At 62.6% G+C, this 23,609-nt stretch carries 22 protein-coding genes; 8 read left to right on the top strand and 14 right to left on the bottom strand.

What is annotated here, in order from left to right; translation table 11 throughout:
• Positions 1–43: 43 nt before the first annotated feature.
• Positions 44–1,237 carry a siderophore-interacting protein gene (locus ANI01nite_RS06900; protein ID WP_141356954.1) on the bottom strand — a complete coding sequence of 398 codons (1,194 nt, stop codon included), beginning with the start codon at positions 1,235–1,237 and terminating at the stop codon, positions 44–46.
• Positions 1,238–1,444: 207 nt separating this feature from the next.
• Here ANI01nite_RS06900 and ANI01nite_RS06895 point away from each other — a divergent pair, with 207 nt between their 5' ends.
• On the top strand, positions 1,445–1,792 hold the full coding sequence (locus tag ANI01nite_RS06895) for a zinc ribbon domain-containing protein YjdM (protein WP_121866008.1): 348 nt from the start codon (positions 1,445–1,447) through the stop codon (positions 1,790–1,792).
• Between the two features lie 200 nt (positions 1,793–1,992).
• Entirely contained in the window at positions 1,993–3,375 is a 1,383-nt protein-coding gene (locus tag ANI01nite_RS06890; RefSeq protein WP_255314446.1) for an FAD-dependent oxidoreductase, read from the top strand.
• On the opposite strand, the gene ANI01nite_RS06885 is transcribed toward ANI01nite_RS06890, so the two are convergent.
• Together ANI01nite_RS06885 and ANI01nite_RS06880 are read right to left on the bottom strand one after the other, a co-directional pair.
• Complete coding sequence (locus tag ANI01nite_RS06885) at positions 3,367–4,038, bottom strand: NADPH-dependent F420 reductase (RefSeq protein ID WP_141356952.1); 672 nt, start codon at positions 4,036–4,038, stop codon at positions 3,367–3,369. The two genes, ANI01nite_RS06890 and ANI01nite_RS06885, sit on opposite strands and share 9 nt — an antisense overlap.
• A 16-nt stretch (positions 4,039–4,054) precedes the next feature.
• Complete coding sequence (locus tag ANI01nite_RS06880) at positions 4,055–5,098, bottom strand: LLM class flavin-dependent oxidoreductase (RefSeq protein WP_141356950.1); 1,044 nt, start codon at positions 5,096–5,098, stop codon at positions 4,055–4,057.
• 209 nt (positions 5,099–5,307) lie between these two features.
• On the opposite strand from ANI01nite_RS06880, the gene ANI01nite_RS06875 reads away from it, so the two are divergent.
• The gene (locus tag ANI01nite_RS06875; protein WP_255314445.1) at positions 5,308–5,928 is read left to right on the top strand and encodes a GerMN domain-containing protein; all 621 of its coding nucleotides are present in this window, start codon (positions 5,308–5,310) and stop codon (positions 5,926–5,928) included.
• A gap of 65 nt (positions 5,929–5,993) precedes the next feature.
• On the opposite strand, the gene purL is transcribed toward ANI01nite_RS06875, so the two are convergent.
• The 3 genes from purL to purS are packed head-to-tail and all read right to left on the bottom strand — an operon-like array spanning position 5,994 to position 9,309.
• On the bottom strand, positions 5,994–8,309 hold the full coding sequence (gene purL, locus ANI01nite_RS06870) for a phosphoribosylformylglycinamidine synthase subunit PurL (protein WP_141356948.1): 2,316 nt from the start codon (positions 8,307–8,309) through the stop codon (positions 5,994–5,996).
• The gene (purQ, locus tag ANI01nite_RS06865) at positions 8,306–9,058 is read right to left on the bottom strand and encodes a phosphoribosylformylglycinamidine synthase subunit PurQ (protein ID WP_038991934.1); all 753 of its coding nucleotides are present in this window, start codon (positions 9,056–9,058) and stop codon (positions 8,306–8,308) included. The genes purL and purQ overlap by 4 nt, the downstream gene beginning before the upstream one ends.
• Positions 9,058–9,309 carry a phosphoribosylformylglycinamidine synthase subunit PurS gene (gene purS, locus ANI01nite_RS06860; protein ID WP_038991933.1) on the bottom strand — a complete coding sequence of 84 codons (252 nt, stop codon included), beginning with the start codon at positions 9,307–9,309 and terminating at the stop codon, positions 9,058–9,060. The genes purQ and purS overlap by 1 nt, the downstream gene beginning before the upstream one ends.
• A gap of 220 nt (positions 9,310–9,529) precedes the next feature.
• Between purS and ANI01nite_RS06855 the strand changes: the two genes are divergently transcribed.
• Positions 9,530–9,940, top strand: coding sequence for a YchJ family protein (locus ANI01nite_RS06855; protein ID WP_073707350.1), 411 nt, complete (start codon positions 9,530–9,532; stop codon positions 9,938–9,940).
• 18 nt (positions 9,941–9,958) lie between these two features.
• On the opposite strand, the gene ANI01nite_RS06850 is transcribed toward ANI01nite_RS06855, so the two are convergent.
• Positions 9,959–10,948: an ankyrin repeat domain-containing protein gene (locus tag ANI01nite_RS06850; protein WP_141356946.1), complete on the bottom strand. Its 990-nt coding sequence runs from the start codon at positions 10,946–10,948 to the stop codon at positions 9,959–9,961.
• Between the two features lie 179 nt (positions 10,949–11,127).
• Here ANI01nite_RS06850 and rlmC point away from each other — a divergent pair, with 179 nt between their 5' ends.
• Positions 11,128–12,258, top strand: a complete 1,131-nt coding sequence (gene rlmC / locus ANI01nite_RS06845; RefSeq protein WP_141356944.1) for a 23S rRNA (uracil(747)-C(5))-methyltransferase RlmC — start codon at positions 11,128–11,130, stop codon at positions 12,256–12,258.
• On the opposite strand, the gene ANI01nite_RS06840 is transcribed toward rlmC, so the two are convergent.
• The 3 genes from ANI01nite_RS06840 to ANI01nite_RS06830 are packed head-to-tail and all read right to left on the bottom strand — an operon-like array spanning position 12,255 to position 15,243.
• Complete coding sequence (locus ANI01nite_RS06840; RefSeq protein WP_141356942.1) at positions 12,255–13,832, bottom strand: cation:proton antiporter; 1,578 nt, start codon at positions 13,830–13,832, stop codon at positions 12,255–12,257. The two genes, rlmC and ANI01nite_RS06840, sit on opposite strands and share 4 nt — an antisense overlap.
• Positions 13,833–13,879: 47 nt before the next feature.
• Complete coding sequence (locus ANI01nite_RS06835) at positions 13,880–14,311, bottom strand: hypothetical protein (protein WP_052253837.1); 432 nt, start codon at positions 14,309–14,311, stop codon at positions 13,880–13,882.
• 32 nt (positions 14,312–14,343) lie between these two features.
• Positions 14,344–15,243 (bottom strand): 3-methyladenine DNA glycosylase, encoded by a 900-nt coding sequence (locus ANI01nite_RS06830; protein WP_141356940.1) that lies wholly within the window; start codon positions 15,241–15,243, stop codon positions 14,344–14,346.
• Between the two features lie 78 nt (positions 15,244–15,321).
• Between ANI01nite_RS06830 and ANI01nite_RS06825 the strand changes: the two genes are divergently transcribed.
• The 3 genes from ANI01nite_RS06825 to ANI01nite_RS06815 all read left to right on the top strand — a co-directional run bounded on the left by ANI01nite_RS06825 (position 15,322) and on the right by ANI01nite_RS06815 (position 18,734).
• A complete protein-coding gene (locus ANI01nite_RS06825) occupies positions 15,322–15,879 on the top strand; it encodes a DinB family protein (protein ID WP_141356938.1) in 558 nt (185 codons plus the stop codon).
• A gap of 151 nt (positions 15,880–16,030) precedes the next feature.
• Positions 16,031–17,380 carry a TIGR01777 family oxidoreductase gene (locus ANI01nite_RS06820; protein ID WP_141356936.1) on the top strand — a complete coding sequence of 450 codons (1,350 nt, stop codon included), beginning with the start codon at positions 16,031–16,033 and terminating at the stop codon, positions 17,378–17,380.
• Between the two features lie 223 nt (positions 17,381–17,603).
• Positions 17,604–18,734 (top strand): ferrochelatase, encoded by a 1,131-nt coding sequence (locus ANI01nite_RS06815; protein ID WP_141356934.1) that lies wholly within the window; start codon positions 17,604–17,606, stop codon positions 18,732–18,734.
• A 228-nt stretch (positions 18,735–18,962) separates the two neighbouring features.
• Here ANI01nite_RS06815 and ANI01nite_RS06810 read toward each other — a convergent pair whose 3' ends face one another.
• The 4 genes from ANI01nite_RS06810 to ANI01nite_RS06795 form a co-directional block, all read right to left on the bottom strand.
• Positions 18,963–19,343: a twin-arginine translocase TatA/TatE family subunit gene (locus ANI01nite_RS06810; protein ID WP_141356932.1), complete on the bottom strand. Its 381-nt coding sequence runs from the start codon at positions 19,341–19,343 to the stop codon at positions 18,963–18,965.
• A gap of 78 nt (positions 19,344–19,421) precedes the next feature.
• Positions 19,422–20,804: an LCP family protein gene (locus ANI01nite_RS06805; RefSeq protein ID WP_170214593.1), complete on the bottom strand. Its 1,383-nt coding sequence runs from the start codon at positions 20,802–20,804 to the stop codon at positions 19,422–19,424.
• Between the two features lie 167 nt (positions 20,805–20,971).
• Positions 20,972–21,865: a LysR family transcriptional regulator gene (locus ANI01nite_RS06800; RefSeq protein ID WP_141356930.1), complete on the bottom strand. Its 894-nt coding sequence runs from the start codon at positions 21,863–21,865 to the stop codon at positions 20,972–20,974.
• Between the two features lie 255 nt (positions 21,866–22,120).
• Entirely contained in the window at positions 22,121–23,545 is a 1,425-nt protein-coding gene (locus ANI01nite_RS06795) for a CitMHS family transporter (protein ID WP_038992030.1), read from the bottom strand.
• Positions 23,546–23,609 lie beyond the last annotated feature (64 nt).

The raw sequence follows: 23,609 nt of genomic DNA, 5'->3' as shown, positions 1-23,609 counted from the left end.
CGGAAGAGCCATTGCCGATGCCGGCGCGCATGCAGCCTGGTCTTTAGCGGCGCAACCTCTCTTCACGGAGGGTCCAATATGAGGAGATATGGGTGGAACGCTTGTCGAGGTGCCAGTGCCGGGCAACGTGGCTGATCTCCTTGACCGCGGAACGCTCTGCATGAGCGATTAACCCAATCCGAAGATGAGGCAGCGGCAGGGAACGGAGCTCATCGGCCAGCAATGTGCTGCGTCCCGCCGAAATGCCATCGCGCGGCAACCAGCGTAAATCAACTCCAGGAGGATGTTTCACGTCAAACATTGCGTTCTGATCCGCAACCTCGAGCAGCGCTATGCCGTGCGCATCGGCGGGCAATGCTTCCAGAGCCTTGCAGATCGCCGGGATGCCGGCTTCATCCGCTGCCAGCAAATAACAGTCGGCGTTCAGCGACAGCGACGACTTGCTGCGCGATGGCGAAATGACCAGCGGAGCCCCGGGCTGCACCGTTCCAGCCCAATGGCCAACGGTGCCCGGCTCGCCATGAACAACGAAGTCGATAGCGATTTCCGGGACCAGCGCGTCGATCCATCGGATCGTGTACGACTTGGAACGTGGGACATGTTCGCGGGGCAGGCGTTGTCGCAAGGCCCGCAAATCATAGGGAGGCTCGAGTCCAAGGGTAGGATCAGCGACAAAGACTTTTACATATTCGTCGATTGCTCCATTGGAACGGTAGCCATCCAGATCTGGGGCACCGGCGATGATGCGCACCATCTGGTCATTCAGCCGCTCTACCCGGGTGATCGTCAGAACGTGCTGATCAACCTTTTTCCTTGGCGGTTCTTGATATCCCAGGGCAGGGGTGTGCCTGGCGAGGGGCTCCTCATAGGCTTCTGCGTAGCTGCGCGTTTCCGAAGGGACTGCGGGTGGCGGAGCAAGAGGGGCGGGCGAGGCCTGCGCCGGCGGGTGGTGGTAGTGCTTGAAAGAGGTGCGCAGCGTCTTATCCAGGACTTTGCGTGCAGCGGCGAGCGCTGCGGCGGCACCGGCACGTTCGGCAGCTGCCAGCAGTTCGTCGGTATGCTGCTCGTTGAGCACCGAGTTGTCGCCAATATTCCGGTATAACTGCTCCTTGGCCACCGCGTATCCGGCCTTCGCTCCAGCCTCTTCTGCCTGGGCCAGGACTTCCAGGGTGAACCCTTCCCTAGGTGTCACCGTGTATTGCGGACCGTAGCTCTTGTACTTGTGATGCTTAGACATGGTGTGCCCCTAACCCGGCCGGTGTGAACACCCGCCTGTATGCCTGAGTATGGGGGATATCGGGCATGGAAAACAAGTCATTTTAATCTGCAGAACGCCAAGCTCTATGCGCCTGGCGCCTTGGCCATTTCTACCGCGGATTTCCGCGGATTATTCGATATTCGATTCATTCGACAATGAGCAGATCCGGTCACTAAAATTAGCCCCATGTCTGATACCTTGCCACCGTGCCCTGAATGCTCCAGCGAATACACCTACGCAATGGATGCCCTGCTGGTCTGCCCAGAGTGCGCGCATGAATGGAATGCCGAGGCCGAACACACCGAAACCGCCGAAGCGGTGATCAAGGATGCTGTCGGCAATGTGCTGCAGGACGGCGATACCGTCAGCATCACCAAGACCATGAAGGTCAAGGGTGCGCAAAGCGCGTTGAAAGCCGGAACCAAGGTCCGCGGCATCCGATTGGTCCAGGGTTCAGGCGACCATGACATCGCCGCCAAGGTCGATGGCTTTGGGCAGATGGAATTGAAGTCTTCCATCGTCAAGAAGATCTAGTTTTCCAATCCGGAGTCCCATAAGGTCCCCGAATCCTCCGATGGAAAGCATCCCGAACTCAGACGCTCATGGCAGTTCCCACAAGTGGCATGCCCAGCGCTTCTGTCTGCCGCTGGGAAGATCCGTGAAGTGTTGACGGAAGCGGCCCGCGGGAACAAGACTCGTGGTGGAAAGAAGGTTTCAGCAGCGAGGGGTTTGCCGTGGATTCAGCAAGCGTGGACGAAAAGCTCGACGCGATAATCATCGGGTGGGGCAAGGGCGGCAAGACCTTGGCAGGTACCCTGGCCCGGGCAGGACAGCGGGTGGCAATCATCGAGCAGTCATCCCAGATGTATGGCGGCACCTGCATCAATATTGGTTGCGTACCGACCAAGGCCCTGATCCACGATGCCGAATCCCGGGATGGTGCCGGCTACGACCCGCAGATTTTCCACGCGGCAGTCGATCGCCGGGATAAGCTCACCGCAATGATGCGCGCCAAGAACTTCTCCATGCTTGACGAGCTGGACTCGGTGCTGGTGGTCAACGGCACGGCTGCATTCACCGGGCCGAAGAGCATCAAGGTCAATGCCGGTTCAGAAGAGCAGGAACTGAGCGCAGAAACGATCATCATCAACACCGGCGCCCTCCCTGCAGTCCCGGAAATCGACGGCGCGCAGATCGGCGGGCGGGTGCATGACTCCACCACCATCCAGCACGCCCCGTTGCCCAAGACCCTGGCCGTGGTGGGCGGCGGATATGTCGGCATCGAGTTCGCGTCGATGTTCGCCCAGTTCGGATCAAAGGTCACGGTGCTGGATCGCGGAAGCCGTGCACTGTCCAAGGAAGATGCGGATGTGGCTGCCGAGGTCCAGGGGTGCTTGGAAGATGCGGGAGCCGAGATCATCAGCTCGGCCTCGGTGCGCTCAATCAGCCAGGACGAGCACGGTGCTACCGTCAGCTATGAACGCGAGGGCGAGGTGCATCGGTTGCAGTCCGATGCGGTGCTGATCGCGCTGGGGCGCGTGCCGAATACTGCCGGCCTGGGCTTGGAAGCCGCCGGGGTTCGCACGGGTTCCCGCGGGGAAATCGTGGTGGACGAGTTCCTGGCCACCAGCGCTCCGGGCATCTACGCCGTGGGTGATGCCAATGGCGGTCCGCAGTTCACCTATATCTCGCTTGATGACCATCGGGTGCTGGCCAACCGGCTGCTGGGCGACGGATCGCGCAGCACCAAGGACCGGGTGGCCGTTCCGTACACCATCTTCACCACCCCGCCACTGGCACGCGTCGGCTTGAGCGAAAAGCAGGCGGCGAAGCAAGGGCTGGACACCAGGATCGCAGTGAAGAAGGTTGCGGAGATTGCGGCAATGCCGCGCCCCAAGATCGTGGGTGATCCGCGGGGAATCATCAAGTTCGTCGTCGATGCGCGCAGCGATGGGATCCTCGGCGCGGCGCTGATGCACGTGGACTCCCAGGAGGTCATCAACTTGGTGGCACTGGCCATGCGGCAGCGCATAGGAGCTGCCGAACTGCGCGACCAGATCTTCACCCACCCCTCGTCCACCGAGGCGCTGAACGAGGTGCTCGGGCAGCTAGGCTGAGGCCTGGATTTGTGCGGAACTGATCAGCTCGGCGAGCTCCGCCAGCGGCTTGTTCGCACCGAAGGCAGGCTGGCCAGGCTGCAGGCGCAAGCCTTCGTCCAGGGAACCGATGGGCAGCGGGTCGAAGCCGAACTCGTCAACAATCCGTGCCACCTGCTCAGCGTCTTCGGGCAGATCCCCAGCCACCGCGATGGCCTTGCGGCGCTCGGCGCCGGACGGACGGGCCTCGTCCTCCAGATCGTGGTAGCCCATGTGGTTGAAGGCCTTGACGATTCGCGAGGCTGGCAGGAAGTCCTGGACCAAGGTGCTGGTGGACACCGCAGGATCGTTCAGATCCTCGCGGATGCCGTCGGTTTCCCACCAGTAGTTCATCGCATCGATCACCAGCTTGCCCTCGAGTGCGGCCGCCGGAATGTTCCGGTACTTGCCCAGCGGCAGCGCCAAGATGGCGATATCGGCATCCCGTGCGGCAGTTTCCGGATCCACGGCCACCGCTCCGGGAGTGAGGATCTCGATGGTCAGGGCAATGGGGCCGGGGTCGCCGGAGCCGGCGATGAGCACCTTGTAGCCGGCTTGCACCGCGCGGCGGGCAAGGACCGTGCCGATCTTCCCGGCACCGAGGATGCCGATGGTCTGCTGAGCCATTTTCTCTCCTTCAGGCATGTTCGCGAATCCATTCCTAGCTCTGGGCGAGCATGTCGCGCACCAGCGGGATGACCTTCTCGCCGTAGAGCTCCACGGCACGCAGGCGGGCGTCGGCTTCCACCGCGCCGCCGGAGTAGATCAAATCGAAACGGCCGATATCCAGGGACTTGATGGTCTTGGCGATCTTGCGCGCCACGGTTTCCGGCGAGCCGACATACAGCGAGCCTTCGCTGATCTCATGCTCGAATTCTCCGCGGCTCATCGGGCTCCAGCCGCGGCTGGAACCGATGCGGTCGCGCTGCTCCTTGTAGGCATCGAACATGTGCTCGCGGGCCAGCTCGTCGGTTTCTGCCACGAAGCCGGGGGAGTGCAGGCCCACGGGCAGGGTTGCGTGGCCGAACTGGTCGTTGGCCCGGCGGTACAGATCGATGTAGGGTGCGAAGCGCTCGGGCGAGCCGCCGATGACCGCGAGCATCATGCGGAATCCGTAGTGCGCGGTGCGGATGACCGACTGCGGGGAGCCGCCCACGCCCACCCAGGTGTTCAGGCGGCCGGACTCGGTCTTCGGGAAGACATCCATGTCCACCAGCGCCGCACGCTTGGTGCCCTGCCAGGTGACCGGCTTCTCGTCGAGCAGCTTGTGGAACAGGTCGATCTTCTCGTCGAAGAGCAGTTCGTAGTCGGCCATGTCGTAGCCGAACAGCGGGAAGGATTCGGTGAACGAGCCGCGGCCCAGCATGACCTCGGCGCGGCCGTTGGACAGCGCATCCACGGTAGCGAAGCGCTGGAAGACGCGGACCGGATCATCTGAGGACAGCACGGTCACGCCGGATCCGAGGCGGATCCGCTCGGTCGCCGTGGCAATGCCGGCCAGTACCGTTTCGGGGCTGGAGATGGCGTATTCCGGGCGGTGGTGCTCGCCTACGGCGATCACGTCCACGCCTGCCTGGTCAGCAACGATGGCCTCCTGGACGGTGGCGCGGATACCCTGCGCGTGGGTTGCCAGCTTGCCCGTTTTGTCGCTGGGCACGTCGCCGAAGGTGTCAAGGCCGAATTCGATAGTCTCGCTGGCGGTCATTGCGTGTTCCCCGTTTCAAATACTTGGTTGATGCATCAATTATCACTCGATGTCATTGACGTGTCAATCACTTTAATTCGGCCTTCTTGAGCTGATTCATTGGGGGCTGCAAAGGAGCCAAACTGCAATGGATTCGTGCTGGATTGGGTTCACCGCGCATGGCTACGGTAGAAAAACCATTCGTTCGAGTCTGGCGAGGAGGAATCATCATGCGAACTCAACGAACCTCCCCAGCACCACTGGCGCTCGTTCTTGCGGTGCTCATGCTCGCTGCCGGCTGCAGCCAAGGCCCCGGTGGCGAGACGGCCGAAAGCCCTGCACCGCCAACCAGCGCGAGTACGGAAACATCGGCATCGCCAACTAGCCCTGCCGCATCGACACCGGCGCAGAGCACGGAGCCGGCGGCAAGCGTCGCGGAGCCAACCACCGCTGCCCTGACGCTGTTCTATGTTGCCGTGGGCGATGAAGGGAAAGCAGGGCCGGAGATCGGCTGCGGCGACTCGCTGGTCGCGACCGAAACGGGGCCAGAGGAATTCACCAACCAAATTGAGGCCTCGATTGACGCGCTGCTCGATGATGAGGAGGAAATGCTCGGAGAATCCGGGCTGCGCAACGCCTTGGCCGGTTCTGATCTCGACTACGTTTCATCGGCAGTGGATGGCGATGTGGTGACCGTCGAATTGAGCGGAACCGTGAGCTCCGGCGGCACTTGCGATGATCCGCGCATTATCGGACAGCTCCAGTACACCGCGATGACCGCGGCCGGTACCGGCGAGGCCCAGATCCTTGTTGACGGAAAAAAGCTCGAAGAAGCGCTCAGCGCCAAATAGCCAGCCTAGGCAAAACGGCGGCCCTCCTCAATGAGGAGAGCCGCCGTTGACAGGTTGGCTGGAGCCTAGCCGAAGTACTTCTTCATGGTGCCTTCGGATGCTTCGCGCAGCTCGTCCACCGATACGGTGAACTCGCCCTGGATTTCCAGGGCGCCGGACTGCGCATCGACAATGCCCAGGCGGGCCACGGTGACGCCGCGGGCGCTGGTCATGTCGTTGAAGCGGACCTCTTCGCTGCGTGGAACCGCAACCAGGGCGCGGGCCTGGGACTCGGAGAACAGGGCGGTGAAGGAATCAAGTCCGTCACGCTGCTTGATCTCGTCCAGGGCCACGCGGGCGCCAACGCCGTAGCGCAGGACCATCTCGGACAGGGCCGCAACCAGACCGCCCTCGGACAGGTCGTGCGCCGCGTCGATCATGCCGTCGCGGCTGGCATTGATCAGGATCTCGCCCAGTTCCTTCTCGGCTGCCAGATCGACCTTCGGCGGCAGGCCGCCGAGGTGGCCGCGCAGGTTCGCGAACTCCGAGCCGTCCAGCTCATCGGCGGTGGTGCCGATCAGGTAGATGGCCTGGCCGTCGGCCTCTTCTCGCCAGCCCGATGGGGTGCGGCGGGCGACGTCATCCAGCTTGCCCAGGGTCGCAACCACCGGGGTCGGGTGGATGGCCTTGTCGCCGGTCTGGTTGTACAGCGAGACGTTGCCGCCGGTGACCGGGACGCCCAGTTCCATGCAGGCGTCCGACAGGCCGCGGATGCCCTCGGCCAGCTGCCACATGACATCCGGGTCCTCGGGGGAGCCGTAGTTCAGGCAGTCGGAGACGGCAGCAGGAACGGCGCCGGAAGTGGCGACGTTGCGGTAGGACTCGGCCAGAGCCAGTTGCGCGCCGGCGTACGGATCCAGGTAGGTGTAGCGGCCGTTGGCATCGGTGGCGATGGCCACGCCGAGTCCGGTGGACTCGTCGATGCGGACCACTCCGGCATCATCCGGGGCGGCCAGCGCGGTGTTGCCGCCGACGTAGCGGTCGTACTGGCTGGTGATCCAGGACTTGTCGCACAGGTTCGGGCTGGCGATCAGCTCCAGGGTGGCGGCCTTCAGCTCCTCGCCGGTGGCCGGCAGGTTGGCGCCCGCTGCCGAGGACTTGAAGGTGTCGGCCTGCAGCGCGTCCTGCCACTGGGGGCGGGCGTACGGGCGGTCGTAGACCGGTCCGTCGTGGGCGACGGTCTTCGGATCCACGTCGACGATGACTTCGCCGTCCCAGGTGATGATCAGCCGGTCGGTGTCGGTGACCTCGCCCAGCCAGGAGTACTCCACGTTCCACTTGGCCATGACCGCCTCGAATGCCTCGACGTTCTCGGGGGTCACCACGGCCATCATGCGTTCCTGGGACTCCGACATCAGGATTTCGCCCGGGGTCAGGGTCGAGTCGCGCAGCAGCACGTTGGTCAGCTCGACCTGCATGCCGCCCTCGCCGTTGGAGGCAAGCTCGCTGGTGGCGCAGGAGATGCCCGCGGCGCCCAGGTCCTGGATGCCCTCGACCAGCGAGGCCTTGAACAGCTCCAGACAGCACTCAATGAGCACCTTCTCGGCGAACGGGTCGCCGACCTGCACGGCCGGCCGCTTGGATGGCTTGGTGTCGTCGAAGGACTCGGAGGCCAGCACGGAGGCGCCGCCGATGCCGTCGCCGCCGGTGCGCGCACCGAAGAGCACGACCTTGTTGCCCACGCCCGACGCGTTGGCCAGGCGCAGGTCCTCGTGGCGCAGCGCGCCGACAGCCAACGCGTTGACCAGCGGGTTGCCCTGGTAGATCGGGTCGAACACGGTTTCGCCGCCGATGTTCGGCAGGCCCAGCGAGTTGCCGTAGCCGCCGATGCCGGAGACCACGCCGTGCACCACGCGCTGCGAATCCTCGTGGTCGATCGCGCCGAAGCGCAACGGATCCATCACGGCGATCGGGCGGGCGCCCATGGAGATGATGTCGCGCACGATGCCGCCGATGCCGGTCGCGGCGCCCTGGTACGGCTCCACGAAGGAAGGCGAGTTGTGGGACTCGATCTTGAAGGTCACGGCCCAGCCGTCGCCCAGGTCGGTGACACCGGCGTTTTCGCCCATGCCGACCATCAGGTCCTTCTTCATCTCCTCGGTGACCTTCTGCCCGAACTGGCGCAGGTGGTTCTTGGTGGACTTGTAGGAGCAGTGCTCGGACCACATGACCGAGTACATGGCCAATTCAGCGGCGGTCGGACGGCGGCCGAGGATCTTGACGATCTCGGCGAACTCGTTGTCCTTCAGGCCCAGCTCTGCCCAGGGCAGTTCCACGTCCGGGGTGCCCGCTGCGTTATCGACGGTGTCGATATTGAATTCCTTAGTGGCTTCCTGGCTCACTTTTTGCCTCCAACAAGGTGGGTCAGAACACTGGTGAAGAATGCCAAGCCGTCGGTGCCGCGGTGATCCGGGCCGAAGCCGGCTTCGATGGCATGCTCCGGGTGCGGCATCAGGCCGACAACGTTGCCCGCCTTGTTGCTCACGCCGGCGATCGAGCGGCGCGAGCCGTTCGGGTTCCAGCCCACGTAGGAGAACGCGATGCGGTTCTCGGCTTCGAGCTCGTCCAGCACCTTCTCGTCAGCGACGTACTGGCCGTCCTGGTTCTTCAGCACGATGGTGATCTCCTGGCCGGCTTCGAACCCGTTGGTCCACGCGGTCTGGTTGTTCTCCACGCGCAGCAGCTGGTCGCGGCAGATGAACTTCAGGTGATCGTTCTTGATCATCGAACCGGGCAGCAGGTGCGACTCGGTGAGGATCTGGAAACCGTTGCAGATGCCCAGCACGGGCAGCTTGGCATCGGAGTTCGCGGCATCGGCGATCTTCGCCATCATCGGTGCGAAGCGGGAGATCGCGCCGGCACGCAGGTAGTCGCCGTAGGAGAAGCCGCCGGGGATCACCACGGCGTCGACGTCCTGCAGGTCGGTGTCGGCGTGCCACAGGGACACGGCTTCGGCACCGGCGGCGCGCACTGCGCGCGCGGCGTCGCGGTCATCGAGGGTGCCCGGGAAGGTCACCACGCCGATGCGCGCTCCGGAAATTTCGGTGCTTGGCGTTGAGTAGTCGCCAATCAGGGGAAGTTCGGCGCTCATTAGTCTTCGACTACCTCGACGTTGACGACATCTTCGATCACCGGGTTGGACAGCAGGGTTTCTGCTGCCTCGCGAGCCTGTGCGAGGATTTCTTCGGTCACCTCGCCGTCCACTGACAGTTCAAAGCGCTTGCCCTGGCGGACAGCTTCGAAGGAGGTGAAGCCTAGGCGGGGAAGCGCTCCCGCAATGGCCTTGCCCTGTGGGTCAAGGATTTCTGGCTTGAGCATGACATCTACAACGATGCGGGGCATCCGGCATATCTCCTGTTGGCGAGGTTAAGTTAAATGCCACACGGAGATGCCGTCTCACACCAGGGGGATTTGGCGCTCCGCGAGCTTGCCCTCATAGTCTACCCGTGAATGTGACAGGGAAAACGTGCCTGTGTGCGATAGCACCGATATCTCGCGGTTTAAGTCATGTGATCTTTGGCTCACGGGATTCCGGGCAGCGCTTGGCGCGTATGCTGAAACTGTGAAAAATGCTAGTCAAGCCGTCTGCGCCTGCCGTGTTCTGGACGCCGCGAAACTGTCCTACGAAAACTGCTGCAAACCGTTGCATGACGGAAGGGAAGATGGTTCGGTGCTGCCTGAGACCGCAGAGCAGCTGATGCGCTCGCGCTACAGCGCCTTCGTGCTCGGCTTGGAACGGTATTTGCTGGCGACCTGGCATGAGAGCACCAGGCCCAAGGAGCTGGGATTGGATGCGCAGCTGCGCTGGAGGGGTTTGGAGATCATTTCAACCCGCGCCGGCGGTGCAACAGCCTCCCGCGGGGTGGTGGAATTCGCCGCGCACTACCGCGATGGACGGCATGAGGCGCAGCAGCATGAGGTGAGCACCTTCGTGAAGCAGGACGGCGCCTGGTACTACCTCGACGCGCTCTAGGGCTGGGGGTTCAGCCGCTCAGCGCTTGGCCGCGGCCTGCAGCATGGTCAGCATCTGGGTCTGCTGGCGTTCACGGGCCAGCTTGAACGCATCGGAACCGGAATGGTCCTCCAGGTGCGGATTGGCCCCGTGGGTAATCAGCAAGCGCGCAATGGTGATGGCGTTGCTGGTGCCTTGGCCCAGGACAATGGTTTCGTGCAGGGCAGTCCAGCCCAGGTCATTGACCTGGTCGACAGGGATGCCGGTGCGCAGCAGGTGGCGTACGGCCTGGACCTGGCCATTCTCGCTTGCGACTGCCAGCGCGGTGCCGCCCATGCGATTGACCGAGGCGAGGTCCGCTCCGCCGTCAATGAGCATCTTGAGCGTTTCAACTTGGCCGTTGGCGCTGGCACGCAGGAACGGGGTCTCGTAGAAGTCGTCCTTCTTATTGGGATCCGAACCGGCCTTGAACAGTTCCTTGGCAATGGCATGGTTCTTGTTGATGACAGCACGCATCAACGCGGTGCGGCCGGACTGGTCTTGCGCATCAACGTCGGCGCCCTTCTTCAATGCCGCCTTGACGTCCTTCAGCTTGCCCTCGTTCACCGCAGCGAAGAGCTGGGTAGTGGACTTGGGCATGCCAGCCGATGCGCTGGGAAGGGCCTTGATGGAAGCGCCGGTGTTGGCGCCCGAAGCCAGTGGCGAAAGAGTTGTCTCGGAGCTTTCCGGGGCGGCAGGGCTGCTGGTCTGCTGGGCCGTATTGCCCGGCGTCGTGGTCGGTGCGGTGGTGCCGCTTTGGGAGGAAGCCGGAGCCGGGAGGCTGGAGCCAGATGCGGCCTTGCCCGGGGTAGGCGTGGAAGCCTGGGCTGAAGCGCTGGAGGCAGGGGCGGGAGCCGGGTTGGAAGCAACTTCTTGGGCCTGGGGCGAGGAAGCGGAACAGCTGGAGCATGCGCCCATGATCGCGGCCAGCGGTAGCGCCAGCAATGCCAATCCACGGCGGTTCGTGGTGGGACCGGTATGAAGTGCCATCTGTCCTTTCGCGGTTCAACAACCCATCCCGGAATGGTTTTCGCACCATCCAGGGACTCTGCTCAGTAACTTTTGATCACTTGCGAGCTTAGCGGCCAAAGCTGAAAATTTGCGGTCAATCGGCGTCAAGATTGCTCTGTGCCCGGCCCCTGCCGATCTTCGCTAAAATCATTAGCACCATGGAATGCCTTTACTTTTCTGCCTCCCGTTGCCGCTCGTGCACCTTGATGACGGTGCCCTACGCCCGGCAACTGCAATCAAAAGTCGAGGATTGCCAGCAGCTGCTCTCCGGCTTCCAGTCGCTGGAATTCCTTCCGCCCCAAGCCAGCAACGAGCAGGGCTTCCGCAACAAGGCCAAGATGGTCATTTCCGGGACCACCGAGCAGCCGACCATCGGCATCCTGGATGCCGACGGCCACGGCGTCGATCTGCGCAACTGCGGTGTCATCGCCGCGCCGTTGCGTGCGGTGTTCCCGGTCATCGAGCAGTTCATCCATGATCTGAAGCTCATTCCCTACGATGTTCCCAAGCGCAAGGGCGAACTGAAGCATGTGATTCTCACTCTGTCGGATACCGGGGCGGTGATGGTCCGCTGGGTGCTGCGCACCAAGAAGCATTTTGTCGCGCTGAGAGATTCGCTGCCGCAGTTCCTCGAGCAGCTTCCGCGCCACAGCGTGGTGTCGGTGAACTTCCTGCCCGAGCACAAGGCGGTGCTGGAAGGCGAAGAGGAAATCATCCTGACCCGCCGCAGCACCTTGGAATTCGGGCTGAACGGTGTCCCGATGCACCTGCGTCCCCAAGGCTTCTTCCAGACCAATAGCGAGATCGCCGCCGCGTTGTACCGCCAGGCCCGCCAATGGATCAACGATGCCAACCCGGAAAGCGTGTGGGATTTGTACAGCGGGGTGGGCGGTTTCGCGCTGCACTGCGCTGCGGAGGACCGCACCGTGTACGGTATCGAGACCAGCACGGAAGCTGTCGAAGCGGCCAAGACCAGCGCGCAAGCCATGGAATTGGAAGACGTCCACTTCAAGGCCCAGGACGCTACCGAATTCGCGCTGAATGCCGGCTGGGCACCTGACGCGGTGATCGTGAATCCGCCGCGCCGCGGCATTTCCGCGCAGCTGGCGGCGTGGCTGAACGAGTCGGATGTCCAGCACGTCATCTACTCCAGCTGCAATGCGAAGTCGCTGGCCAGGGACCTGGAGTGGCTGGATAACTACACCCCGCAGCTGGCCCGCGTGATGGACATGTTCCCGCAGACCAGCCACTACGAGGTCATCGTGAAGCTGGAGCGCAAGGCCGCCTAGCGATCCAGGGTTGCGGTGCGCCGGTCGAGGCGCCCGACAATCTCATCAACAAGGTGCGGGTCGATATTCGGTTCGCGGCGGGCCTTGAGCAGCTCGTCGCGGGCGGCTTCCAGCGCGATGGCCTGGATCGAATCCGCCTTGGCGATCACCGCACGGATCTGCGTGTACTTCTCGTCCGAGATCGCATCGTGCGGATCCGGGTCCTTGGCCAGGATGGTGTGCAGCGAGTTCATGCGCCGGCGCACCGCCTGCTGGTAGTTCTCCGGCAGCTCTTCCAGCTCGACGTTCTTGCGCAGCGCCGACAAGGCGACGGCTTCGGCACGGCGGGCCAGGGCGCGGCGGGCGCGCTTGGTGTCCTGCTCGTTATTGCGCAGCTTCAGCACGCGCATCAGCGCCGGCAGGGTCAGGCCCGGCAGCACCAGGGTGCACAGCAAGACCGAGCAGGCGGCCACCACCACGAAATTGCGGCCCTCGATGGCAGTTCCATCGGCCGTGACTTTGGGCAGCGCCAGCGCCAGGGCCAGTGTCGCCAGGCCGCGCATGCCGCACCAGGTGAGCACCAGCGCGTCCTTGCGTGCAGGAATCGCGGGCTTGGCGCGGTTGGGCAGGTAGTAGGTCCCCAGCATCCACAGCGCACGCACGGCGATGACTACGAAGCAGATCGCGGCAATGCCCGGGATGAAACCGATCAGGTTGCTGCCTTCCTCCTGGATCACCTGGTTCATCTCGATGCCCATCAAGCCGAAGGCCAAGCCGGTGGCCAGCAGCTCGAGCACTTCCCAGAAGGACTGCCGGGTCAGGCGTTCGGCTGAGTCCTGGGGACGGTCGCGGCGCACCATTTCAAGGGCCGTGACCACGACCGCGATGACGCCGGAAATATGCAGCTCCTCGGCAATCATATAGACCGCATAGGGTGCCACCAGGGTGGCTGCGCAACGTGCCGCCAGGTTGGGAACGAAGCGGTTCAGTGCGCCGATGGCCCAGCCCATGGCCAGGCCCAGGACTACGGCGCCTGCGGCGCCAAGCAGGAATTGCGGAATGATCTCGAGCCCGACCTCCGAGCCATTCAGGGTTGCCTGCACTGCCAGCTGGAAGATCACGATGGCCATGGCGTCGTTGAACAGGCCCTCGGTTTCCAGCAGGGAGGTCAGGCGCCGCGGCATCTTCACCTTGGTGGCAATGGCATCCACGGCCACCGGGTCGGGCGGGGCGACAACGGCTCCCATCGCCAGGGCCAGCGGAATGGAAACGATCGGGGAGAACGCCAGCGCGGTGGCGGCCACTGTGCCTGCTGTCACTACGATCAGCACCACGGCTAGCCTGATCAAGGCCTTCCATCGGAAGCGGAATACTGACCAGCTGCTGCGCTGGGCCGTAGCGAAAAGCAAAGGGGGCAAGAAGATCGGAAGGATCAGTTCTGGCTCGATGTGCATTTCGGGCATGAACGGCAAGAAGCCCGCCAACGTCGCGAAAATCAGCATCAAGATCGGGTAGGGCAATTTAATGCGTTCCCCGATGCCGACAATCAGAATCGTGGCGAATAGCAGTGCGATGATCAGCAGGAAAAACTCCATAGTCTAACTATTCTAGTTTCTCCACGTCCCTAATCGGGATTATTGACTTATCGTTTCACTGGACCGAGGAGAAATGCCGCGGTGTCCCAGCGCTCGATGGCGCAGCCGTTATGCCGCGAGAAACTCGCATCGACCGGATCGCCTCGCAGTGTTCCACTGACTTCGGCCCGCTGCGGCCCGCCATAAATTTCGGTGCAGATCTCGTCCGGACCGGGCTTTCCGGTGATGACGCCGGGTTCAAGCTCGAGCTGCAAGCAGGCCTTGGACGCGTCGGGAAGGGTGCTGGAATCAGCGGCTTGCTCGCCAGAGCATTCCAAGGTGTACTGCTGCGAGATTTCGGTGCCGTCATCGCGGATGGTGATTTCCAGTCGGGTGCGAGTTTCATGGCCGCTGCCGGCGGCGCAAGAAGCCAGCAAGAGGCCCACGGCGCTGGCCGCGATGCCGGCCAGCAGCAGGTGGTTTCCGCGTGCTGCGCCCATGCATCCATGATGCCCCGGCCCTAACCAGAGTTCTAGTCTTCCGGGGAGATTGGCAGTTTGTTGGCGACGTCCAGCAATTGCTTGCGCAGCGCATCGGCGCGCTGCGCAAATTCCTTTTGCAACCGCACATACTCGGCCTTGCCCTCGGGAGTTTCAATCCGGATGGGTTCGTGGCCCCAATCGCCCAAATCATAAGGGGAGGCCTGCATGTCCATGGTGCGGATGTCCCAAGCGAGCTCGAAGCAGTCCATGACCAGTTCGCTGGGTACCGCCGGGGAGAGCTTGTAGGCCCACTTGTACAGGTCCATGTTGGCGTGCAAGCAACCGGGCTGTTCCAGATCGCGCTGGGTTTCCCTGGTTGGCTGCAGCTCGTTGAGCTCGATGGCCTGGGGTGCGTAGAAGCGGAAGGCATCGAAGTGGGTGCAACGGATCTTGTGGGTTTCCACCACTTCATCGGTTCCCTGCGCGCCCAGGCGCAGCGGAAGGTACTCATGGCGGATGCCGTTTTCCTCCGACTTGTATGCCATCGCCCACTCGTGGAGGCCGAAGCAGGAGAAATTGCCTGGACGCTGAGAGGTGCCGGCCAGGATGATTCGGGCGAACTCGATGGCGCGTGCGCGCGCCTTGCCGAACGCCGGCGCATCAAATTGGTAGCCCGTGCCGTGGCTGCCCTTGACAACGCGGTAGAACTTCCAGTCGCGGCGTTCTTGGGCGGCCTCTCCGGTGAGAACCACGTCCATTCCGGGATGCCATCGGTAGAGCTGGCCAGGCTTTTGCGTGTAGTAGGTGAACAGGAAATCCTCGATAGGGTGCTTCTTGCCTTTCATGCGCCGATCCACGAAAGGTTCGCCAAAGGCCCGCGCCCGTGCTTCATGCTCGGCGGCATCAGGCATCCACTGCGAGGGTTCCAAAATGGTGGCGGTCAGAGGCATACTTCTAATTATTCAATTCATGGGCCGATGAAACCAGTTTGGTACGCCAACTCACACTTCCTGGAAAAGGGGGACGCGATGCAAGACTTTCCTGTCTGGGAACCGCCCATGGGCGGTACCGAGCAGCAGCATCTGTTCGGGATGCTCGACAGGCTGCGCACCACTTTCCGGTACAAGGCCGACGGGCTGGACATCCGCCAGCTGGCCACGAAGCTGCCCAGTAGCCAGCTGAGCCTGGGCGGATTGCTGCAGCACCTTGCCCTGGTCGAAGACGAGAAATTCACCTACTTCATCGCCGGGCAACGCCCCGAGGTGCTCCTTGAGCTCACAGCCGACGGGCGTGAGCAGTTCGTTGTGGATTTGGACGACGATCCGGAGGTCCTTTACCAACGCTACGACCATGCGGTGGCCAAGAGCCGGAAAATCCAGCAGTCGATCATCGAGGAAGGGACGCTGGATGCGGACTCGGGATTGGAATTCGAAGGCAAGCATGCGTCGATACGCAGAATCATCTGCGATCTGATCGAAGAGTACGGCCGGCATGCAGGGCATGCAGATCTCCTGCGGGAAGCAGTTGACGGGCGAGTGGGCGAAGATGCTCCGTGGGATTATCTGCCCGCGTGGTACCGGGAGTAGCGCCTGGAAGGAGGAACTTCCCTTCCTCCGCTGCAGTTTCCAGAGGCCTGGGACCTTGGTGGGCCTTTGAGCCGGTGCCGGTTCAGCGCGACTTATGGAAGAAACCTGAAAGCCCATGGGGAAATCATGTCCTCGCTCCTACGATGGGGCCATGAACATTGAGCGCTCCAGCCAGCTGCCGGTATCTGCCCCTGTCGTCTTCGACTGGTTCTCGCGACCCGGGGCCATCCAGCGGCTCCTGCCACCGTGGCTTCCGCTGAAGGTCATCGAGGAAGCGGGCTCGCTGAAGGACGGAGCAGCCGTCTTGGGTCTTCCCGGCGGATTGCTGTGGAACGCCAAGCACCAGCCCGAAGGCTTCGCTCAGAACCGCAGCTTCGTCGACCAGCTCGAACCCGTTGGGCTGCGCGGCCTTCCTGCACGTGCCGTGAGGTGGCGGCATGAGCATTACTTCGAGCCCGCTGGGCCGCAGTCCACCACTGTGCGCGACTGCATCGAGTCGAATATGCCCGGGCGGCAGATCGAATCGATGCTCGCCTACCGGCACCGCCAGTTGGCGGACGACTTTGCCGCCCACCATCGCGCAGCGCAGTCCGGGCTGGAACCGCAGGTGATCGCCGTAACCGGCTCAAGCGGACTGGTCGGCCAGGCCCTCTGCGCCTTCTTGTCCACCGGAGGGCACCGGGTCATCAAGCTCGTGCGGCACGCGCCGAACACGGCTGGTGAACGGCGCTGGGACCCGGCGGACCCCGACGAAAGCCTGCTCGAAGGGTGCGATGCGGTCATCCATCTGGCTGGGGCGAGCATCTTCGGACGATTCAGCCAGGCCCATCGCCAGGCGATCGCCTCCAGCCGCATCGAACCCACCCGCTCCCTCGCCCTGCTGGCGGCACGTTCAGATGTCCGCACCTTCATCAGCGCCTCGGCCATCGGGTTCTATGGCGCTTCAGCCGGACCGGACCCGCTGGACGAGTTCGATTCCCCGCCGGCCGGCACCCCGGACTTCCTTTCCGGCGTCGTGCAGCGCTGGGAGCAAGCCGCCGAAGAAGGCGGCGGTTCAATGCGCCGGGTGCAGATCCGCACCGGTGTCGTGCTCAGCCCCAAGGGCGGGATGCTCGCTGTTCTGCGCCCGATATTCTCCGCAGGCCTGGGCGGACCCTTGGGCGGTGGACAGCAGATGCTGTCGTGGATCGGCCTTGATGACCTGCTGGACATCTACCATCGCGCGCTCTGGGATTCGCAATTGGCTGGCCCCGTCAATGCGGTAGCGCCGCAGCCGGTCAGCAACGCCGAATTCACCCGGTCCCTGGCGCGCGCGGTGCACCGGCCCGCAGTAATACCAGTCCCCGGTGCTGCCCCGAAATTGGTGCTTGGCGCCGAAGGGTCGCAACTGCTGGCCATGGCCGATCAGCGGATCGTCCCGCGCAAGCTGCTTGATTCCGGGCATCAATTCCGCAACGAGCGGATAGAGCTCGAACTGGCCCATAGCCTCGGCGCGAGCTAGGTGCTGGAACCCCCTGCCACGCTTCGAATGCTCCAGCGCTAGGTCGCTGCAGGGAACTGGGCTCGCCCAGCCGGGTGCAGGCGAATTGGAGATAAGCCAGCCAACGGATTATCATTAACTTAGCTAGATAATAGCCAATCTAGATAAGTTTTTGCATCTGCCGGCGGCGGGAGGAGCTTGCCCATGCCGGCAGTTGTTCCAGGAGAAAGTGTGGAAGATCCTGATGGGAAACATGTCGGTAGCCCCGTTCGATGCAATCCTGTTGATGTCGTTTGGCGGACCGGAGAAGCCAGCTGATGTCCTTCCCTTCCTGCAGAACGTCACTCGGGGACGAGGGATTCCAGATGAACGTCTCGAAGAGGTGGGCGAGCATTACTACATGTTCGGTGGAAAATCACCGATCAACGAGCAGAACCAGGCTTTGCTGCGGGCGCTCCAAGATGAATTCGCGAGCCGAGGCATTGATGCGCCGCTGCTCTGGGGCAACCGGAACTGGGAACCGTATCTCGCTGAAGTGGTCGGTAACCATGCGCGCATGCACGGCTCGCGCAGGTTCCTGGCTATTGATACTTCGGCATACTCCTCGTATTCCTCTTGCCGGCAATACCGGGAGGATTTTGCAGGTGCCGTGGCCGCACTGGAAGCAGAAGGCATCGAGGTGATGATTGACAAAGTCCGCCAGTACTATAACCACCCGGGATTCGCCCAGGCCCAGCTCGAATGCCTCCGGCGAGGGCTGGCAGATCTCAAACGGCTTGTCGGCAGCCTGGATCGCAGTCGCCACAAGATCCTCTTCGTAACACATTCAATTCCGACGGCGATGCAGAAATCATCGGAGAAGTTCACCGCTGGCTACCAGGGGCAGCATGAAGAGCTCATGGCGTGGCTTAGCGGGGAATTGCATGGAGATGAACAATTGGATGCCGAGCTGGTGTTCTGCTCCCGATCCGGATCTGCGCACACCCCTTGGCTGGAACCGGACATCAATGACCGCATGCGCGAGCTTTCGGAATCTGGAACTGAAGCGGTACTGGTGGTTCCGCTAGGTTTCGTCTCCGACCACATGGAGGTGAAATTCGATTTGGATACCGAAGCGGCGCAGACAGCGCGTGAGTTGGGGATGGCGTTTCTCCGTGCCGATAGCGTCGGCATTTTGCCCGCCTTTGTCAGCGGCTTGGTCGATTTGGTCTTGGAACGCGCAGCTCAAGTGCGTGGAGAGCACCCGGAGCAAAGAACCATCTCCGGCAGCAAGGCGCTGGGCCCGGGCAGCGGTGCCTGCTCCCGGAATTGCTGCGAAGGCACCAGGGGAAAAAATACTGTTCCGAATTGGAACCTCGATAAGCCCGCAAGCTAGGCAGGCAGTTGCTTGCTGGCCATCACTGTTGGCTGGCAAGCCACCGGAACTGCAACGGTCCTCGTTGGGTCCGGAATTCGTGTGCGCGCGATGATGATCCCGAGTGCCGCGGGCTACGAAACAGGGCCGGCTTTCCGAATCATCGATGATTGGTTTCTGCTGGATCAAGCCTGGCTTTGCCGACCCTGCGTGGCCCGCGGCCGCCCGGGCACCTGATAGCGAAGCCAACTAGGTGCTTTCGTCGTCAAAGGGAGCCGGGCCGGAAGGCGCTGGCGGTGGCGGTGAGCGAGGCGGAGCCGGCTTCCTCGCAGTAGCGGAATCCGAGAGCGCCTGGCCTGTCAGTTCATCGAGATTCTCGCGTAGCGCGTCGTTGATGATCCTGCGAGGATCATATTGCCGAGGGTCGAGTCTTTTCAGATCCAGATCCTCGAATTCATCACCGAGATCCTCGCGGAGCTGTTCTTCGGCATCAAGGGCGAGACGGCGCAACTGCCGAATCAGCGTGGCAGTTTTCCGCGCATAGTCTGGCAGTTTCTCGGGCCCGAGCAGAACGGCCGCCAGAATGGCCAGGACGATGAATTCATTGCCGTTGATGCCTGCAATGCTCACGGGGAACCACCTCGCAATGTAGAGCTTGGCCAGACAGAAGCAGCCGGGATTCCCGGTGTTGCCCGCCTTGGCGCCGGGCTAGCCGCAAAGATCCTGGTCGGCGTTGCGGCTGTTCAACTGGACGGGCTTCTTCTCGGGCCGCTCCAGATCCTGGTAGTCCTGGCCCAGGATTAATTCGATGCTTTCGACTTCGGCGACCGAGGCCGTGATATCGAGATTCATTGCTTTTGCGAATGCAGCGGCTGTGCTCGTGGCATCATCGGTGTCCGGAATCAGCAGCTTGGACTGCGCCTGCAAAGTCGCTGCAGTAGCGATCGAGATGACCGTGTAGCCCTGCTTCGTGGCGTCGTTCGCGAACTGTCCGGCAAGACCGCTTACGTGCGCGCCGTTGACGATGCTGAGAGGCAACTTCCGGTTGGCGGATTGCTCAGCAGCAGATGTTACTGTCGCGGAATCGGAATCGGGATTAACTGGGATGCCTTGCTTGATGCGTTCGAAGATGAGGGTTGCGTCAGGGGCTGGGACCACCCGGTTGGCGTTTGATGGCGCAGGCTGGTTCGGCATGGTCATGAAGACGATCTTGTCAGTGGGGACCTCCTTGATCCTTGCAGCCAGTGACGCAAGGTCCTGCAGCGAACTGAGCTGCGGGTCGACGGTCATCGAAGAGGTGGTGGCGTCGAGGAAGGAATAGAGCCGGTCAGGGCGTGCGAGGACTTCCTTGCTCGTGGCACGCTGGACTATCGCGGACATGACCTTCTGCTGGTTTCCCAGCCGAGCCAGGTCGCTGCCATCGCCAACGGCATGGCGCGTCCTGGCCAAGGCCAGCGCGTCGGTTCCGTCCAGTTCCTGCCGCCCGGCCGGAAGATCCAGATTCGCTTTCGGATCCGACATCGGCTGGGCAAGGCACACCTTGACACCTCCCAGCGCGTCGATGATCGAAATGAATCCTTCGAAGTCCACTTCGATGAAATGGTCGAGGCGAACTGCCGTGAGGGCTTCCACCGCTGCGACGGAGCACGCGGGCCCGTAATTCAGCGCGGAGTTGATCATGCCGTAGCCACCGGCATAGGCACCAGATCCGGTATCCGCGCAGGCGGGACGCTGCATAACGGTATCGCGGGGAATCTGGATCGCTTCGATGCGCTCATTCCCGGGAGACACATGGACCAGAAGCATCGAATCGCTGCGCCGGGAACCGGTGTCGGAGCCGAAACCGGCGGAACTGAAATCCCGGCTATCCGAACCGAGCACCAGCACACTCAGCCCTTCGCTGGAATCGGGGATTTCCGAGTCTGACGCCCTGAGCGCAGACACCGAAATGTTCCCCTGCAGGCGCAGGAACGCGAAGCCCGCAGTCACGAGGAGAGCCAGAACCAGGGCAACAGCCATGATGGCGAACATCCTGCGCCGCGTCCGCTTGGAATTTCGCATGGCAGCGGATGCCGTCCGCAGGGAATTCACGATTCTGCACTCCTTGGTCAAGCCTTGGCTGGATTACCCCTCCAGCTGACCACGTCAAACGCGGAAGGAACCAATAGCAAGGCTGGGACGATCCATGCATTCAGCGCATGAAACGCCAATTTCCCGCAGAAGCCCAAGGGCACTGCAGCCGCACCGAGACTTCGGTCTCAGAGGAACTTGAGGAACTCGTCCACTGCCGGATTGCGGTACTCGTCGCGTCGATAGATCACGCCCAACGGCCTGCTGGCCGGCAAGAGCAGTGGAACCTGCTTGCCGCCGAAGATCACGGCGGTGCTGGCCATGATTCGCGGAACCAAGGTGATCCCGCCGGTCGCGACACTCAGATGCACCAGCGCGTCACGTTGCGTTGTGGTGATGAGCCGTGGAGCGGTGGCCTTGAAGCTGCGGTACACCTCGTCGGTGATCTTGCGGATCGAGGTGCCCTGCGGGAGCGTGGCAAGGGTGAGGGAATTGAGCAGTTCAGCGCTCAGCCCGGTATCGGGGTCCACCTCGGTCTCCTCGGATACGACCGCCGAGAACTGCTGATCGCGCAATGATTTTCCGATGAGGTCTGCAGGGATGCGCTCGTTCACGCCGAAGGCCAGATCGGCGCGATTCAAGCGAAGCGCGTCGGCAAGCTGCTCGCCATCCTCCACGCTCAGGATCTCGATCCGGACGCCGGGATGGCGGCGATGGAATGGGCCGACGAACTCGGGCATGATTCCGCCAACCAGCGAGGGCAGGCCTGCGATGCGCAGGGACCCGGTGGCCAGCGCACGGGTGGAGGAAGCGATGCTTCCGATCGCGGCTACTTCGAGCAATGAGCGGCGTCCGGCGGGAATGATGCTCCGGCCGATCTCGGTCAGGACCATGTCCCTGCCGGAGGCCCGGAAGACGGGCAGGCCCAAGGTGCGTTCCAGGGCGCTGATGCGGCGGGACAAGGAGGGCTGGGAAATGCCGAGGATATCCGCGGCGGCCGTGAATGAGCCGTAGTCCACGATCATGACCACGGCTTCGAGCTGGGCCAGGGAAATGCTGTTCTCGAGAGGTTCTCTTTCCATGCGCTGGATGCTTCCTTCGCTTGGGGACGGGGTGGGTGAATTCCTTGAATCCCGGAGGGTTGGCCCTGACTCCAGCATTCCACGAGAGGCCGAGCTTGCCGAGCGGATGCGGAAGTGGCGGTTTGCCGAGAGCCGCTATGGGTGTCCGGCTCAAAGTGCTGGGCCCAGCTTAAACACCGGGCTCCGCGCTACCCGAATCGATAAATCCGGGTGGCGCGGAGCCAGGCTGACGACGGACCATCGGTCCTTGGGGCATTAGCCCATGTGGATGACACCGAGGAGCATGCCTGAAGCAAGCATGACCAGGGAGACCACCAACGCGCGCCACAGCACCTTCTTGTGGTGATCGCCCAAGTCCACACGAGAGAGCGACACCAGCAGCAGGATGGCTGGAACGAGCGGAGACTGCATGTGCACCGGCTGACCGGTGATGGAGGCGCGAGCCATATCCACCGCTGGAACACCGAAGTGCGCGCCGGCTTCGGCGAGAACCGGCAAGACACCGAAGTAGAAGGCGTCGTTGCTCATCAGGAAGGTGGCAGGAATCGAGATCAAGCCGGTCAGCACCGCCATGTAGGGGCCCATGGAGGCAGGAATGACATCCACCAGCCACTGGCTCATGGCGTCAACCATGCCGGTGCCGGAGAGCACGCCGGTGAGCACTGCCGCTGCGAGCACCATGGAGACCACTGCAATGATTTCGCTGGAGTGAGCGGCGATCATCTTCACCTGGTCGGAGACCTTCGGGAAGTTGGCAATCAGCGCGATCGCGGTACCCACCATGAACAGGTATGGCAGCGGCATGACATCGACCACCAGCAGCACCATGATGGCGACGGTCAACGCAAGGTTGAAGTAGAACACCTTGGGACGCAGGGTCTCGCGGTCCGGATCCAGCACGGTGCCGTCCATGGTGGAGAATTCGGTGCCATCGCCCTTGCGGGCCACGGATTCCAGAACTGCCAGGTTGCCACCGGCAGGGGAGGTGCCACCCGGGGTCTTGCCTTCGGTTGGGGTGGCAACGTTGCCGCCGCCGAGCTCGGTGCCCCAGATTTCCGGACGCTCGCGCTGCAGGCGGCGGCGCTCGGAAACACCCATCTGCCAGGCGAACAGGGCAATGACAATGAGGGCAATGCCCAGCGAAGGCAGCATCGGCACGAAGATTTCCGAAGCGTCCACACCCAGTGCCGCGGCGGCGCGGGCCGTTGGGCCGCCCCACGGAACGATGTTCAGGGTGCCGTTGGTCAGGCCGGCGACACAGGTCAGGACCACTGGGCTCATGCCCAGGCGCTGGTAGATCGGCAGCATGGCGGCGGTGACCACGATGAAGGTGGTCGATCCATCGCCATCCAGCGAGATGACTGCGGTGAGCAGCGCGGTGCCCATGACGACCTTGGCCGGGTCGTTGCCAACCAGTTTCTGGATGCCGGAGACCAGGCGGTCGAACAATCCGACGTCGATCATGATGCCGAAGTACATGATCGCGAACATCAGCAGGGCTGCGGTTCCGGACATGTCCTTGACTGCGTCCATGACCATGTCGCCCAGGCCGAATCCGGCACCGGTGAATAAGCCGAAGATGGTCGGTACCAGAATCAATGCCAGCAAGGGCGTCATGCGCTTTGTCATGATCAGCACCATGAAGGTGGCGACCATGAGGAATCCGAGTGCAACAAGCATTGACCCGACCTCCATTTCAGTGTGAGTGAATCCTTTGGCCCCGCAAGCCGGGCGAGGCACTAAT

The sequence above is a fragment of the Glutamicibacter nicotianae genome (assembly GCF_006539525.1).
Lineage (GTDB): Bacteria > Actinomycetota > Actinomycetes > Actinomycetales > Micrococcaceae > Glutamicibacter > Glutamicibacter nicotianae.
This window is presented reverse-complemented; position numbering and strand designations above follow the sequence as displayed.